The 14914-nt window shown below is 75.0% G+C and carries 13 protein-coding genes; 9 read left to right on the top strand and 4 right to left on the bottom strand.

Features of this window, described 5'->3' with window-relative positions; translation table 11 throughout:
* The first annotated feature begins 119 nt into the window (after nucleotides 1–119).
* Genes AB0442_RS02285 through AB0442_RS02300 form a run of 4 tightly spaced genes read left to right on the top strand, consistent with a single transcriptional unit; the run spans nucleotide 120 to nucleotide 6378 of the window.
* A complete protein-coding gene (locus AB0442_RS02285; RefSeq protein WP_263105562.1) occupies nucleotides 120–473 on the top strand; it encodes a CU044_2847 family protein in 354 nt (117 codons plus the stop codon).
* Between the two features lie 12 nt (nucleotides 474–485).
* On the top strand, nucleotides 486–2300 hold the full coding sequence (locus AB0442_RS02290; protein WP_366160116.1) for a trypsin-like peptidase domain-containing protein: 1815 nt from the start codon (nucleotides 486–488) through the stop codon (nucleotides 2298–2300).
* A gap of 48 nt (nucleotides 2301–2348) precedes the next feature.
* On the top strand, nucleotides 2349–3356 hold the full coding sequence (locus AB0442_RS02295; RefSeq protein WP_366160049.1) for a MoxR family ATPase: 1008 nt from the start codon (nucleotides 2349–2351) through the stop codon (nucleotides 3354–3356).
* A complete protein-coding gene (locus AB0442_RS02300) occupies nucleotides 3346–6378 on the top strand; it encodes a TIR-like protein FxsC (RefSeq protein WP_366160050.1) in 3033 nt (1010 codons plus the stop codon). The genes AB0442_RS02295 and AB0442_RS02300 overlap by 11 nt, the downstream gene beginning before the upstream one ends.
* On the opposite strand, the gene kynU is transcribed toward AB0442_RS02300, so the two are convergent.
* Nucleotides 6353–7576: a kynureninase gene (gene kynU, locus AB0442_RS02305; RefSeq protein ID WP_366160051.1), complete on the bottom strand. Its 1224-nt coding sequence runs from the start codon at nucleotides 7574–7576 to the stop codon at nucleotides 6353–6355. The genes AB0442_RS02300 and kynU overlap by 26 nt on opposite strands.
* The gene (locus AB0442_RS02310) at nucleotides 7573–8403 is read right to left on the bottom strand and encodes a tryptophan 2,3-dioxygenase family protein (RefSeq protein ID WP_366160052.1); all 831 of its coding nucleotides are present in this window, start codon (nucleotides 8401–8403) and stop codon (nucleotides 7573–7575) included. The genes kynU and AB0442_RS02310 overlap by 4 nt, the downstream gene beginning before the upstream one ends.
* Nucleotides 8404–8582: 179 nt before the next feature.
* Here AB0442_RS02310 and AB0442_RS02315 point away from each other — a divergent pair, with 179 nt between their 5' ends.
* Nucleotides 8583–9017, top strand: a complete 435-nt coding sequence (locus tag AB0442_RS02315; protein WP_366160053.1) for an Lrp/AsnC family transcriptional regulator — start codon at nucleotides 8583–8585, stop codon at nucleotides 9015–9017.
* A gap of 84 nt (nucleotides 9018–9101) precedes the next feature.
* A complete protein-coding gene (locus AB0442_RS02320) occupies nucleotides 9102–10367 on the top strand; it encodes an alanine racemase (RefSeq protein ID WP_366160055.1) in 1266 nt (421 codons plus the stop codon).
* A gap of 48 nt (nucleotides 10368–10415) precedes the next feature.
* On the opposite strand, the gene AB0442_RS02325 is transcribed toward AB0442_RS02320, so the two are convergent.
* Entirely contained in the window at nucleotides 10416–11096 is a 681-nt protein-coding gene (locus tag AB0442_RS02325) for a DUF4232 domain-containing protein (RefSeq protein ID WP_366160056.1), read from the bottom strand.
* A gap of 120 nt (nucleotides 11097–11216) precedes the next feature.
* Nucleotides 11217–11528: a barstar family protein gene (locus AB0442_RS02330; RefSeq protein ID WP_363539866.1), complete on the bottom strand. Its 312-nt coding sequence runs from the start codon at nucleotides 11526–11528 to the stop codon at nucleotides 11217–11219.
* Between the two features lie 104 nt (nucleotides 11529–11632).
* On the opposite strand from AB0442_RS02330, the gene AB0442_RS02335 reads away from it, so the two are divergent.
* From AB0442_RS02335 to AB0442_RS02345, 3 genes are all read left to right on the top strand, one after another.
* A complete protein-coding gene (locus AB0442_RS02335; protein WP_363539864.1) occupies nucleotides 11633–12196 on the top strand; it encodes a DoxX family protein in 564 nt (187 codons plus the stop codon).
* 74 nt (nucleotides 12197–12270) lie between these two features.
* Nucleotides 12271–12786, top strand: coding sequence for a hypothetical protein (locus AB0442_RS02340; protein ID WP_366160058.1), 516 nt, complete (start codon nucleotides 12271–12273; stop codon nucleotides 12784–12786).
* A 286-nt stretch (nucleotides 12787–13072) separates the two neighbouring features.
* Nucleotides 13073–14875: a glycosyl hydrolase family 18 protein gene (locus AB0442_RS02345; RefSeq protein WP_366160060.1), complete on the top strand. Its 1803-nt coding sequence runs from the start codon at nucleotides 13073–13075 to the stop codon at nucleotides 14873–14875.
* The last annotated feature ends 39 nt before the right edge of the window (nucleotides 14876–14914 follow it).

Genomic DNA, 14914 nt, shown 5'->3' on the forward strand with positions numbered 1-14914 from the left:
ATGTTCCTTGAAGATTACTGATGTCAACCCCGTCGGAACCGCTGCGCCACGGCCTGTGCTGTGCGACCATCGCCAAGGAATTCGGCTGACAGTACGGCTTGACACGGTGGGGAGTGCCCATGTCGCACTACGTGGAGTTCCTGACGGCCGACGGCGCGGTGGTCCGGGTGGAGAGCACCTCCCAGACCCCGGCGGCGTACGGCATGCAGCCGGTCGGCCGGGGCAGCGGCGACGCCGTCGTCCGCGCCTCGGAGACCTTCGAGCACGCGTTGGGCGGCGTCCGCGCCGCCGCCGAGGCCGCGCTCGCCGTCCTGCGCGACGGCAGCCTTCGCCCGGACGCGGTGGAGATCGAGTTCGGCGTCAAGCTCTCCGCCGAGGCGGGCGCGCTGATCGCCCGGACGGCGGCCGACGCGCACCTGACGGTCAAGCTCTCCTGGTCACCCGGCACCACCGGGGAACGGGCGGGGCACTGACCGGACGTGCCGATGCAGGACGTCCGCTGGCTCGCCCGGATCGACACCGCCGGGCCCGCCGGGCCGCTGACCGGCGCCGGCATCCTCATCTCCGACCGCGAGGTGCTCACCTGCGCCCACGTGGTGCACGGCGTCCACGAGGCGGAGGTCCGGCTGGTCGCCCACCCCGACCTGCCGCCGCTCACCGGCACCGTCGCGCTGCGCGGCCCCTGGCCCGAACTCCCCGGCGGCGCAGGGGACGTGGCCGTCCTCCGGCTCCGCGAGCCCGTCCCCGCGCAGACCGCCGCGCCGGCCCCGTTCGCCCCGCTGCACCGCTGGGCCGGGCCGCCCGCACCCGCCCTGGTCGCCTACGGCTTCCCGGCCGGCCACGACACCGGCCTCAGCAGCGAGATCCGACTGACCCGCGGCGGCTTCCGGATCGCCGGCGAACTGGTGCAGCTGGAGCACGAGGGCACCGGCATGCCGCTCTCCCCGGGATTCAGCGGCGGACCGGTCGTCATCGCCGCCACCGGTGAGGTGGCCGGGCTGGTCACCGCCGCCCTCGACACCCTCGGCGTCCCGCGCGGCCCCGACGACCGCAGCCGGCCCGCCGCCCGGCTCGGCCAGATGCTGCCCGCCGAGGCCGCCGCCCGGTACGTCCCGCAGCTCGCCGACCGGCTCACCGGCGCCGCGCTGCCCGCCGACGCGGTGCGCGGACTGCGGCTGCTGCTCGGCGCCGGACCGCCGCCCGCCGACCCGCTGGAGCTCTACCGCGCCGCCGTCGGACCGCTCGGCTGCCCCGACCCGCCCAGCCGCCCCGCCACCCTCTGGGACGCCGGCTGGTACCTGCTCGCCGAGGTCCCCCGGCCGCCGCACGGGCCGCACCCCGTCGTCCACTTCGCCCACCACGTCGCCGAGGCGCACACCGACCCGGTCCTCCGCGACGGCCTGCTGGACTGGCTCGACCGGCACCGCGACACCGCCCCCACCGCCGGCCGCAGACGCGAGCGGTGGCGGCCCATCCTGGTCGAGATCACCCCGAGCGGCGCCGGACCCGCGATGTTCCACGTCGCGGTCGCCGCCGTCCGCGACGGCCGGATCGGCGCCGCCGACACCCGCACCGTCCCGCGGCTGCGCCTCAAGCACGCCGTCCGCGACCGCATCGACCACGAACTCGGCCGCCTGGAACCGGACGGCGCGGAACTCGTCATCTTCTCGCTGCCGCGCAAGTGGCTCACCGAGCCGGTGCACGGCTGGGCGCGCCGGCGCACCGACTACGGCCCGCTCGGGGCCGACCACGCCGTCGTCGTGGTCGACGCGCAGCGCCGCGCCGACCCGGCCGCCCGCCGCCAGCTCGAACTCAAGTGGACCCCGCTGCGGGCCGCCGCCGGCACCCTGCTGCACCAGCTGCGCTGCACCGAACTCCCGGACGGCAAAAGGCTCTACCACCGGCTGCGACCGCCCGAGCGGGTCGAGCTGCCCGCCCTCCCCGGCCCGCCCAGGGGCGCCCCGTACGAACCGCTGCTGGCGGCCGCCCTGCGGGCCGGCGTTCCCGCCGTGCTGTGGCCGGGCCAGACCTGCACCGCCGACCACACGCACACCCGGACCTGCCGCAACGAGCGATTCCTTGCCAGACTGGCGGAGGAACTGGCCGACGTCGCACCTGCCGACCTGCCGCGCCGGGTCAGGGAGTTGCGGCACGAGGCGGAGGAGGCGGCAGACCCATCGCAGCACTGGGCGGCGGGCCTGGTGCTGCTGTGGGAGGACCCGGCGGTACTGCCCGGCCCCCACCGCCCCTACCGCGTCGTCCCGACCGCACCGCCGCCCCACGCCGCGGGCCCCGAGTGAGACCGAGACCGCCGAAGGCCCCGACGAGTGAGCAGGAGCAGGAGAGCAATGCCGCTGAAGCGCATCTACCAGGGCGTCAACGAGCCGCACGACGGCATCGCCGAGCTGCCCGCCCCGCCGCCCTGGCGCGACTTCGACGGGGGGCCGCTGCTGGCGCAGCCCGAGGGCCCCGCCGACCCCGTGCCCGACCCGGCCCGGCACCGCGCCGCGACCTTCCGCCCCACCCCCGAGACCGTCGAACTCGTCAACGCCGCCCTCTACCTCAGAAGGCCACTGCTGGTCACCGGCCCGCCCGGCGGCGGCAAGTCCAGCCTGCCGTACGCGGTCGCCCGCGAACTCGGCCTCGGCCCGGTGCTCCGCTGGAACATCACCAGCCGCACCACCCTGCGCGACGGCCTCTACCAGTACGACCCGCTCTCCCGCCTCTACGCCGCCAACCGCTCCGGCCCGCAGACCCCCGACGCCTCGCTCGACGAACACCTGCGGCTCGGCCCGCTCGGCACCGCCCTGCTGCCCTACCGGCGGCCCCGGGTGCTGCTCATCGACGAGATCGACAAGGGCGACCTCGACCTGCCCAACGACCTGCTGCACATCCTGGAGGAGGGCCAGTACGAGATCGACGAACTCGTCCGCGCCGCCCCCCAGCAGCCCCAGGCGCACGTGCTCACCGCCGACGGCACCGGCCGGGCGCCCGTCCGCTCCGGCCGGGTCCGCTGCCGGGCCTTCCCGTTCACCGTGCTCACCTCCAACGCCGAACGCGAGTTCCCCGCCGCCTTCCTGCGCCGCTGCGTGGTGCTGGAGCTGCGCCGCCCCGAGGGCGCCGAGCTGGAGTCCATCGTCCACTCCCACCTCCCGGACTCCGACCGGCAGTTGGTCACCGAGATCCTCGACGTCTTCCTCGCCCGCCGCGAGGAGGGCGAACTCGCCACCGACCAGCTGCTCAACGCCATCTACCTCACCTCCCGCCCCGAACTCGGCGACGCCGCCGACCGGGCCGCACTCGCCGCCCAGGTGATGCCCTACCTCAGCCGCGGCCAGGACGACGATGTCTTCTGACCCGGCGGCCCTGGACCGCCTCACCGACCTGCTCGCCGAACTCGGCCTCTCGCCCCGGGCGCCCGTCGAACTGGCCGAACTGCTCTGGCTGGCCGCCCGCGGCACCGAGGGCGGCACCGGTACGGACACCGCCGGCCGGGCCGCCCCGAGCACCGACCGCCCGGCCGCCGGCGCCCCGGGCGGCCACCGCCCCCGCCACCGCACCGAGCACACCCCGGGCCCGGACGGCACCGGCCCGCGCACCGCCCTGCACCTGCCCGCCCCCGACCGCGGCGGCCGGCCCGCCCCCGCCGTCCCCGCACCCACCCCCGACGCCCCGATGCTGGCCCGCCCGCTGCCGCTGCAGCGCGCCCTGCGCCCGCTCAAGCGGCTCGTCCCGGACGAGCACCGCCGCCTGCTCGACGAGCAGGCGACCGCCGACCGGATCGCCGAGGCGCTGCGCGAGCCCGGCCCCGTCCAGTGGCTGCCGGTGCTGCGGCCCAGCGCCGAACGCTGGCTCGACCTGCACCTGGTGCTCGACCTCGGCCCGACGATGACCCTGTGGCGGCCGCTCGCCCGGGAACTGCGCACGCTCTTCCAGCAGACCGGGGCCTTCCGCCAGGTCTGCTCCGGCCGGCTGCTGCCGGACGGACGGCTCGCCCACCGCCGGATCGCCGAGGGCCGCTCCGCCGTTCTGGTGATCAGCGACTGCATGGGCCCGCAGTGGCGCTCGGGACCGGCCGGGGACCGCTGGCACCGCACCCTGCACGCGCTGGCCCGGCGGCTGCCGGTGGCGGTCGTCCAGCCGCTGCCCGAACGGCTCTGGCCGCTCACCGCGGTGCCCGCCGTGCCCGGGGTGTTCACCGCCACCGAGGCCGGCGCGCCCGACGCCGCCTACACCTTCGCCCCGTTCACCGACGCCCCGCCCGGGCGCGGCGCACCGGCCGTCCCGGTGCTGGAGCCGGGCCCCGAGTGGCTGGCCAACTGGGCGCAGCTGGTGGGCAGTCCGACCGGCGGGCAGGTGGTCGGCGCGGCGCTGATGGTCGGCGCGGCGACGAACCCCGCGGGCCGGGCGGTCGAGGCCGGGCCGGACCCGGAGGAGCTGACCGCCGAGGAACTGGTCGTCCGGTTCCGGGCGACGGCCTCCCGGGAGGCGTTCACCCTCGCCGGGATGACCGCGCTGACCACGCCCGCCCTGCCGGTGATGCGGCTGCTCCAGCAGGTCGGGCTGGCCCGCCCGCAGCCGCAGCACCTGGCCGAGGTGGTGGTGAGCGGTCTGCTGCGCGAACAGCAGGGCCGGCCGGGCTACTTCGCGTTCCGTCCGGGGGTGCGCGAGCTGCTGCTGCACACCCTGCCGCGGTCCACCGCGCACCATGCGCTGGAGCTGCTGATCCGGGTCGGCGGGCGGATCGGCGACACCGGCCGGACGGGCGCGGGAACCTTTCCGGCGTGGGTGGAGACGGCCGGCGGCGGCACCCTGACGCTGCTGGACACCCGGCCCTTCGCCCTGGTCAGCCCGGAGGCCGCCCGGCTGCTCGGAGTCACCGGCGCCCCGGTGTTCACCCTGGCCGGCCCGGTCGCCGGGACGCACCCCGCGGACACCGCGTCCGGGGCGCAGCAGGAGCAGGCGGCGGCCCGGCCGGTCGAGGAGGACGCGCCGCCCGTCCCGCTGCCGCCGGAGCCCGCGGCGCTGCCCGACCCGGAGCGCTCCCGGGCGGTGCTGCTGCTGACCACCTCGCGCGGCGCCCCGGGCGAGGTGCTGGAGGAGCAGGAGTACACCGCGCTGCGCGATCTCGCCGCGCTCGCCGAGGCCCTGGTCGACCCGGCGCTGGTGGGCCTGGACCGGCGGCACATCTGGCTCGGCGAGGACGACCCGGACGGCTTCCAGCGGGCGTTGCAGCGGGCCGTGCAGGAGGCGGAGGACACCCTGGTGGTGCACGTCGGCGGCCCGCTCGGCCCGGGCGACGAGCTCGGCGTGGCGGTCGGTGCCGGCCGCTGGGGCGGGGTGCACCGGCCGGGCCTGGACTGGCAGGCGGTGGTGGAGACGGTGGCGGCCGGCCGGGCGGCGCGGCGGCTGCTGATCCTGGACGGCTCGCGCAGCGTGCCGCCGGAGCCGGCCGCGGGCGGTCCGGTGGCGGTCGACCCGGGCAGCTTCCAGGTGGTCAACCTCCGCCACCCGGTGGACCGTTCGGTGGCGGGCCGGCTGGCGGCGGCGATCCGCACCGGCGACCCGGACGGCGCGCCGCAGCTGACCGTCCACCACCTGCTGGAGATCGCCCTGCAGTCCACCCCGCCGGCGCCGCCGGTGACCCGGATCTGGCCTCCCCGGGACGGCCGTCCGCTGGTGCTCGCCCGCAACGCCCAACTGCACGGCGGCCCGGTCGAGTCGCGCACCCCCTCGCACTCGGGCACGCACCGCAAGGAGCCGGCCGGCCCGGAGGCGCCCAGACCCTACTTCTTCCTCAGCCACCCCGGCGGCCCGGGCGGCCGTACGGTGGACCGGCTCTTCCAGGACCTCTGCGAGGAGGTGCTCCAGCTGACCGACCTGCCGTCCGCGGTGCCGCCCGGTTTCGTCGACCGCAGCCCCGAGCTGGACAGCTGGTCGCGCTGGCAGATCACCGAGGCGCTCGCCACCTGCCGGGTCTTCGTGCCGCTGTACTCGCCGCGCTACTTCGCCAGCGAGCGCTGCGGCCGGGAGTGGTACGGCTTCGCCCGGCGGGCGGCCCGGGCGGCGGACCGCTCGGCGGTGCAGGCGAGCGGCATCGTCCCGGTGATCTGGCTGCCGGTGGCCTCGGCCGAGCAGCCCGCGGCCGCCCGTCAACTGCGTTTCAACCACCGCAGCCTGGGTCCGGAGTACCAGAGCGAGGGCCTGTACGCGCTGGCCCGGGCCGCCGGCCGGCGCGAGCTGTACGAGCTCGCGGTGCACCGGCTGGCGACCCGGATCGTGCAGGTCGCGCACGAGACCCGCATCCCCCCGGGCCGCCCGCTGAACTGGGACGGCCTGGAGAACGCCTTCCTCAGGTCACCGCGCCCCGGCGGCTGAACCGCTCCTCGCGCCACTCGCCGCTCTCCAGCACCTCGGCGAGGTGCCGCACCGCGTCGAAGACGTCGGCACGGGAGAGGTAGAGCGGGGTGAACCCGAAGCGCATCAGGTCGGGGGCGCGGAAGTCGCCGATCACCCCGCGGGCGATCAGCGCCTGCATCACCGCGTAGCCCTCGGGGTGCCGCAGCGAGACGTGGCTGCCGCGCAGGGCGTGCTCCCGCGGGGTGACCGACTCCAGGCCGAGCGGCTCGACGAGCTCCAGGAACAGGTCGGTGAGCGCCAGCGAGGTGGCCCGCACCTGTGCCAGGTCGGCCTTCTCCCAGACGTCCAGCGCGGCGTCCAGGCCGGCCATGCCGAGCAGCGGCGGGGTGCCGGTCAGGAAGCGGCCGATACCCTCGGTCGGCGCGTACGAGGGCTCGAAGGCGAACGGCCGGGCGTGGCCGAACCAGCCGCTCAACGGCTGTGCGGCGGCGCCCTGGTGGCGCTGCGCCGCGTACAGGAAGGCGGGCGCGCCGGGGCCGCCGTTGAGGTACTTGTAGCCGCAGCCGACGGCGAAGTCCACGCCGCAGGCGTCGAGTTCGATCGGCAGGGCGCCGGCGGTGTGGCAGAGGTCCCAGACCATCAGGGCGCCCGCGGCGTGCACCTGCTCGGTGATCGCGGCCATGTCCAGCAGTTCGCCGGTGCGGTAGTCGACGTGCGAGAGCACCACCACGGCGGTGTCCTCGCCGAGGTGCTCGCCGAGGTCGGCGGCGCGCGGCAGCAGCACGGTGCGGGCGCCGTCGAAGAGGCCGGTGACGCCCTCGGTGATGTACAGGTCGGTCGGGAAGGCGGCGTGCTCGGCGAGCAGGGTGCTCCGGCCGGGCCGCAGCCGCATCGCCGCGCCGAGCACCTTGAAGAGGTTCACGGAGGTGGAGTCGCAGACCACCACCTGGCCGGGGGCCGCGCCCAGCATGGGCGAGAGCCGCTCGCCGAGCCGGTGCGGCATGGCGAACCAGCCGGCGTCGTTCCAGCTGCGGATCAGGCCCCGGCCCCACTCGCGCTCGACCATGCCGGCGACCCGGGCCGCGGTGGCCTTGGGCAGTGCGCCGAGCGAGTTGCCGTCCAGGTACAGCACGCCCTCGGGCAGGGCGAATTCGCCGCGCAGTGCGGCCAGCGGGTCTGCGGCGTCGAGGGCCGCGCACTCCTCGCGGGTGGTCACAGGTCGTTCCTCACGGTCCACAGCTCGGGGAAGATGTCCTGGTCGGCGGACTGCTTGAGCCAGCTGAGGCCGCTGGAGCCGCCGGTGCCGGGCTTGGCGCCCATGGTGCGCTTGACCGAGGAGAGGTGGCGCTGGCGCCAGCGGGTGACCCGCTCCGCGGTGTCGAGCAGGGCCTCGCCGAGCCGGGCGAGCTCGGCCAGCTCCGGGTCGGTGTAGACCCGGCGCCAGGCCTGCTCCACCTCGGCGCTGTGCCGGTGCCGGCCGGGGATCGGCTCGTGCGGCACGTCCACGCCGCGGCGGGCGAGCAGGGCGAGCGCGTCGTCGTACAGGCTGGCGCCGTGCAGGGCCGCGGTGAGCTCGGCGTGCACGGCGGGGGAGTCCTCGTACATCCGCAGCAGCGAGCCGGCCTTGTTGCCGAGCAGGAACTCCAGCCGCAGGAAGGCCGAGGACTGGAAGCCGGAGGCCTCGCCCAGCACCTCGCGGAAGGAGGCGAACTCGGCGGGCGTCATGGTGGCGAGCAGGTCCCAGGAGCTGACCAGCACGTCCTGTACGTGGGTGCCGCGGCGCAGTGCGGTGACGGCGCCGGCGGGGTCGTTCTCGCGCAGCGCGTGCTGGGCGGCGACCCACTCGCGCTGCAGCAGGTCGAAGAGCAGCTCCATCACCTGGGTGGCGACGATGAACGTGTACTCGGCCGGCACCTTGCTGCGCGGCTGCTGCAGGCTGTGCAGCACGTCCAGCATGGCGTAGCGCGCGTACGGGGTGCCGTTGCCGGGCTCCCCCTGCGGCGCGAAGGCGAGATTCGGCCGGTCGACGGTGTCCCCGCCCATGGCACTCCTCCTGGTGTGTCCTGTTACGTCCCACTCCCATCGTGGGGGCCACCATTGTGCGGCGGCATCCGTTCCGTCTTGAATGGGCGGCGGGCAGCGAAAACGCGCCCCGGGTTCATGACCGAAAGGTCTTGGGGCCGATCCGCTTTGCGAACGCAAACCCGACCCCGGGAGTCGCCTTGGACGCCGTCGACCGGCTGCTGCTCGCCGAACTCCAGGCCGACGCCCGGCTCTCCTACAACGAGCTCTCCCGGCGGGTGAAACTCTCCGCCCCGGCCGTCGCCGAACGCGTCCGCCGGCTGGAGGCCGACGGGGTGATCACCGGCTACCACGCGCACGTCGACCCCGCCCGGGCCGGCCTGGCCGTGATGGCCCTGGTCACCATGCAGTGCTACGGCCCGAACTGCGTGCTGCGCGACCCCGAGGTGGCCCGCTGGCCCGAGGTCTTCCAGCTGCACCGGGTCACCGGCGGCGCCTGCTGCACCCTGCTGGTCGGGGTGCCCGGCATGATCGCCTTCGAACGGTTGATCGACCGCCTCGCGGCCTACGGCCAGCCCGCCAGCTCGATGATCCTCTCCAGCCCCGTCCCCTGGCGCCCCGTGGTGGCGCCGTAGGCCCGCGGGTCCGTGCGGACGGCATAGGCTGCCCGTCGGACGCCCGGAACGCCGCGGGCGCGGGCGAGAGGACGGCTGGGCGCGATGGAGCTGATCGACCGGGCGAAGGTGGCCGAACTGGCCGGGGAGCGGCTCGACTTCCGCTTCAAGGCGATCCCCGCCGAGGCGTGGGGCCTGACCGTCGCCGAGTACCTCGCCACCGCCCCCGGGCTCGACGGCCTCGGCACCCCGCTGCTGACCCTGGACGCCGCCGCCCTCGACCACAACCTGCGCACCATGGCCGCCTGGTGCGAACAGGCCGGCGTCGGCCTCGCCCCGCACGGCAAGACCTCGATGGCCCCCGCCCTGTGGCAGCGCCACCTGGACGCGGGCGCCTGCGCGGTCACCCTCGCCAACCTGCCGCAGCTGCGGGTCGGCCGCGCCTTCGGCCTGCGCCGCGTCCACCTGGCCAACACCCTGCTCGACCCGGCCGGTCTGCGGTGGCTCTCCGCCGAGCTCGCCGCCGACCCGGAGTTCCGCTTCGCGAGCTGGGTGGACTCCACCCGCGCCGTCGCCCTGATGTCCGGGGCGCTGCGCGGCGCGCCCGCACCCGTCGACGTCTGCGTGGAGCTCGGCGCGCCGGGCGGACGCACCGGCTGCCGCACGCTGTCCGAGGCGGTCGAGGTGGCCCGCGCCGTGCACGCCGCACCGGGCCTGCGGCTGGCCGGCGTCAGCGGCTACGAGGGCCCGCTCGGCCCGGACGCCTCCCCGGCCTCGCTCTCCGCCGTGACCGGCTACCTGCGGGGCATGGCCGAGCTGCACCGGCAGCTCGCCGGCGAGGGCCTGTTCGACGAGGTGGACGAGGTCTGGGTGACGGCCGGCGGCAGCGCCTTCTTCGACACCGCCGCCGAGGAGCTCGCGCCGCTCGCCGACGACCGGACCCGGGTGGTCGTCCGGGCCGGCGCCTACCTCGCCCACGACGACGGCTTCTACCGCGGCATCTCGCCGTTCGGCCGCCGCGGCGCGGGCGAGCCGCTGCGGGCCGCGCTGCACGGCTGGGCCCGGGTGGTGTCCGCACCGGAGCCCGGCCTCGCGCTGCTGGACGCCGGCAAGCGCGACCTCCCGGTCGACCTCGGCCTGCCCGCCCCGCAGGAGGTCCGCGGCGGCAAGCCGCTCACCGGTGCGACGGTGAGCGCCCTCAACGACCAGCACGCCTACCTGCGGGACGCCGAGGTCGCCGTCGGTGACGTCGTCCGGCTCGGGATCTCCCACCCGTGCACGGCCTTCGACCGCTGGACGCTGATCCCGGTGCTCGACGACGCGGACGCGGACCGTCCGCGCGTCGTCGACCTGGTCCGGACGTTCTTCTGACCGGCGCCGCCCTTGGGCCGGGGCCGCGCCCGGGGCCTCCTGCCGGCGTCAGCCGAGCAGGACGCCCTGGTTGGTGGGCTGGAGGGTGCCGACGGTGAAGCCGGCCTTCGCGACGGGGAACTGCACGACCGGCTTGCCGTCGGTGCCGAGCACGGTGGCGGTCAGCTGGGTGGTCTCGTCCGGCGGGGTGACCACCAGGCCGGCGAGCACGGTGCAGGTGGCGTCCGCCTTGTCGCAGCTGCTCCAGGAGAGCCCGGAGAAGGCCGTGGTGCCGGGCTTCAGGGTGACGGCGACCGGCGGCCCCGGCTCGGCGACCCGGTGGGTGGCGGTGTCGGTGCGGGAGTCGTCGGCGAGCAGCCCGCCGTAGCCGAGGTGGCCCTTGACGGTGCAGGCGCGGCCGCCCTTGTTGGTGAGCATCACCATGGCCTTGCCGGCCTCCTGGATCTGCACGTCGGCCTTGAGGTCGGCGGTGCGGCAGCGGTCGGTACCGGCCTGCGCGGTGCTGCCGCCGGTGCCGGCCGCCGGGCCCGGCCCGGACGCCCCGGCGGGAGCCCCGCTCGCGGTGGAGCCGGTGCCGGCGGTGGCGGTGGAGGCCGCGGGGGCGGGCGCCGCGGTGCCGGTGCCGGCCGCGGTGGTGTCGTCGTCGCAGGCGACCGCGCCGAGCGCGAGGGCGAGGACGGCCGCGGCGGTGGCCGCCGCCCGGGTCGTGGCGGTCGTGCGGTGGTTCACGGGTGCTCCTGCGGGTCGCCGGTCACGGGGTGTCGGGCGTGATCACGCCGCGGGTCGGCGGCCCGGTTCTGCACGGAGTGTCCCGGCTCGGTAACGGGGCCCGGACGCCGGCACGGACCGTCAGCGCAGCCGCACGGTGACGCCGCCCTGCTTCAGGACGTCCAGCACCGCCTCGAAGTAGCTGCACTCCCGGCCGGCCAGCAGCATCCGCCGGTCCAGCCGGCAGGAGGCGAGTGCGGAGGCGTGCCAGACCAGCACGAACGGCGGCTCGGGGCCGTAGCCGCCGCGCAGGCAGTCGGCGAGCGCGTCCAGGTTGCTGCCGTAGTAGCCGTCCGGCGGGCGGAGGGCCGCTCCGAGCGCGGTGAACAGCGACCGTTCGTCGGTGACCTCCGTCCCGTCGAGGTGGAACACGGGTGTGGCCGGCGCGGACATGGCGCTCCTCGGTGGTTCGCCCGGATGGCGGTCCCGGGTCGAGCGGCCTCGGCCCGTGGGCTGGGATGGAGAGGACGTGCCGCCATCGACCCAGGGGCCCCATCATGACCAGTCTGCACCGCAAGGACCTCGGCCTGTTCGCCCTGCGCGCCGCTGTGGGCGGGGTGATGTTCGCGCACGGCGCGCAGAAGCTCTTCGGCTGGTTCGGCGGGGGAGGGATCGAGGGAACCGCCCAGGCCATGGAGCACATGGGCTACGAGCCGGGCCGGCCCAACGCCATCGCCTCCGGCCTCGGCGAGGCCGGAGGCGGGGCGCTGCTCGTCCTCGGCCTGGCCACGCCGGTGGCCGGTTCGGTGGTGGCCGGGACGATGGCCGGGGCCATCGCCGTGCACGCCCCGGCCGGTTTCTTCGCGATGGGGGGCGGCTTCGAGTACCCGGGGCTGCTCGGCACCTGCGGTCTGGCGCTGGGCATCTCCGGGGCGGGCCGCTACTCGCTGGATCACGCGCTGGGCCACGTGCTGGACCGGCCGTGGGTCGGGCTGCTGGCCTTCGGCGCGAGCGCGATCGGGGCGGCCGCCGTGGTGACCCGACGTCAGGACACCGTTCGCCGCAGGGAGATCCGGGAGGTCGAGCAGGCCGCCATGCAGGAGGGCGCGGGCCTTTCCTGACCAGCGGCGTCCCACCGGACCTGGCCGCGCGGGCCCGCCCGCGGCAGCCGTCGTTCCCACAGGAGCAGGAATCCATGAACCTCCAGATCCGTTCCGCAGCCCTGGTGGGCGCCGCCGCTCTGCTGGGCGGGGCCGCACTGGCCGGCTGCTCGTCGGACTCCTCGCCGTCCTCGGCCGTCTCCTCGGCGGCCGCCGCGATCGGGTCGAAGGCCTCCGAGCTGGCCTCGTCCGCGGGCGCACTCGCCTCCTCGGCGGCGTCCGCGGTGGCCTCCGCGGAGGCGGCGGCCTCCTCGGCGGTCGCCGACGTCACGGGTGGGCTGGACGCCGCCGGGGACGTGAAGCTGGGCACCCCGGTGACGTCCTCGGACGGCAAGGTCGAGGTACCCATCACCGTTGCCAATGGGCAGGGCGATCCGCAGAAGTACCTGGTGCAGGTCGACTTCCAGGACGCGAGCGGCAACCGGCTGGACACCGTGGTGGTGACCGTTCCGGAGGTCCCCGCGGGCGGAACGGCGCAGGCCACGGCTACGAGCAACCGCTCGCTGAGCGGTCAGGTCAAGGCCGTCGTGAGCCGGGCGGTGCGGTACTGAGCCGTATCCCAACGGAACCTTAAGGGCACCTCAAGCCCGGGGGACGACTCTTGACGGGACGTTTGGTCTAGTCCATTTTTGTGGCCAGGTGCAGGGAGCCCCTGGGCCGGTGCCGGCGGTTCGGGCCGTCGGTACCGGCTCGGCACACCTCCCCGCACCCGGTTCTTCTTGTGTGTGCAGGCCAACGTTCGATTTCCCTGTCATGCCCCTGACGTGGTGGTCCCACCCGCCGCGACTTCCCCCGGGGTGCGGCGGGACCGCCCCCACAACCAGGAGTCACGCAGCCATGCTTCGTTCCCTTCCGTCCCGGCCCCGGCCGAGCGGGCACCGCCGCCGCCGCGGCGCGGGCCTCCTCGCCGCCGGTACCGCGGCCTCCCTGCTGCTCGGCGGCGCGCTCGCGCTGACCGGCACCAGCGCCCAGGCCGCCCCCACCAACTCGACCGGCGCGCCCGCCACTTCGGGCGGCATCAAGGTCGCGTACTTCGACCAGTGGTCGATCTACTCCAACGCGTACTACCTGAAGACCGTCCAGGACACCGGCGTGGCCTCCAAGCTGGACTACCTGATCTACGACTTCGCCAACATCGACCCGACCAACCTCACCTGTTTCGAGGCGACCAAGGCCGCCTCGCAGAACGAGGACGACCCGAACGCGGGCGACGGCGCGGGCGACGCCTACGCCGACTACCAGAAGACCTTCGACACGGCGACCAGCGTGGACGGCGTCGCCGACACCTGGAACCAGCCGCTGGTCGGCAACTTCAACCAGCTGAAGAAGCTGAAGGCGAAGAACCCGAACCTCAAGGTGCTGCTGTCGATCGGCGGTTGGACCTACTCCAAGTACTTCTCCGACGTGTCGGCCACCGACGCTGCGCGCAAGAAGTTCGTCTCCTCCTGCGTCGACATGTTCATCAAGGGCAACCTGCCCGTGCAGGGCGGCTTCGGCGGCGCCGGCTCCGCGGCGGGCGTCTTCGACGGCTTCGACATCGACTGGGAGTACCCGGGCGGCGGCGGCCACACCGGCAACCACGCCTCGCCGAACGACAAGCAGAACTTCACCGCGCTGATGGCCGAGCTGCGCTCCCAGCTCGACGCGCAGGGCAGGACCGACGGCAAGAGCTACGCGCTCTCCGCCGCGGTCGGCGCCGGCCAGGACAAGATCAAGAACGTCGAGACCGACAAGCTCGGCCCGTACCTGACCTTCCTCGACGTCATGACCTACGACATGCACGGCGCGTGGGACAAGACCGGCCCGACCAATCACCAGGCGCCGATCTACAACAACCCGAGCGACCCGATGACCCCCGTCCCGGGCGGCACCGGCAAGTACTCGATCGACAACGCCATCAAGGCGTGGACGGTCGGCGACCCGCAGTACGGCATCCCCGGCGGCTTCCCCGCCAAGAAGATCAACATGGGTGTGCCGTTCTACTACCGCGGCTGGACGGGCGTCCCCGCCGGTGCCGACCACGGCCTGTTCCAGAGCGCGACCGGCCCCGCCCCGGGCGCCGCGATGTCGGGCAACGTCGCCGGCATCCAGATGTACAAGGAGCTCAGCGGCTTCGTCGGCAACGCGGCCAACACCTACTGGGACGACGCGGCGAAGACCTCGTACTTCTACGACGGCACCACCTTCTGGACGGGTGAGAACGCCAAGTCGATCCAGGCCAAGATGGACTACGCGCACTGCAACGGCCTCGGCGGCTCCTTCGCCTTCTCGCTGTACGACCTGGGCACCCAGACCTCGCTCTTCGACACGATGGTGACCGCGACCAACGGCTCCGCCGCCTCCTGCCCGGCGCCGACCGCCTCGCCGACCGCCTCCGCCTCGCCGAGCTCCTCGCCCAGCACCTCGGCCTCGCCGAGCTCCTCCCCGTCGACCTCGCCGTCGACCTCCCCCTCGACCTCGGCCAGCCCGACCGGTGGCACCTGCACCGCCCCGAGCTGGAACGCCGCCACGGTCTACGCGACCGCCGGTGCCAAGGTCTCCTGGAAGGGTCACAACTACACCAACAAGTGGTGGACCCAGGGCGAGGACCCGACCCTCAGCGGCCAGTGGGGCGTCTGGACCGACAACGGCGTCTGCTGACCGGCACCGCGTCGGACGACCCGCACCACCAGAGCTGAA

The organism is Kitasatospora sp. NPDC085895, assembly GCF_040702125.1.
Taxonomy (GTDB): Bacteria; Actinomycetota; Actinomycetes; order Streptomycetales; family Streptomycetaceae; genus Kitasatospora; species Kitasatospora arboriphila.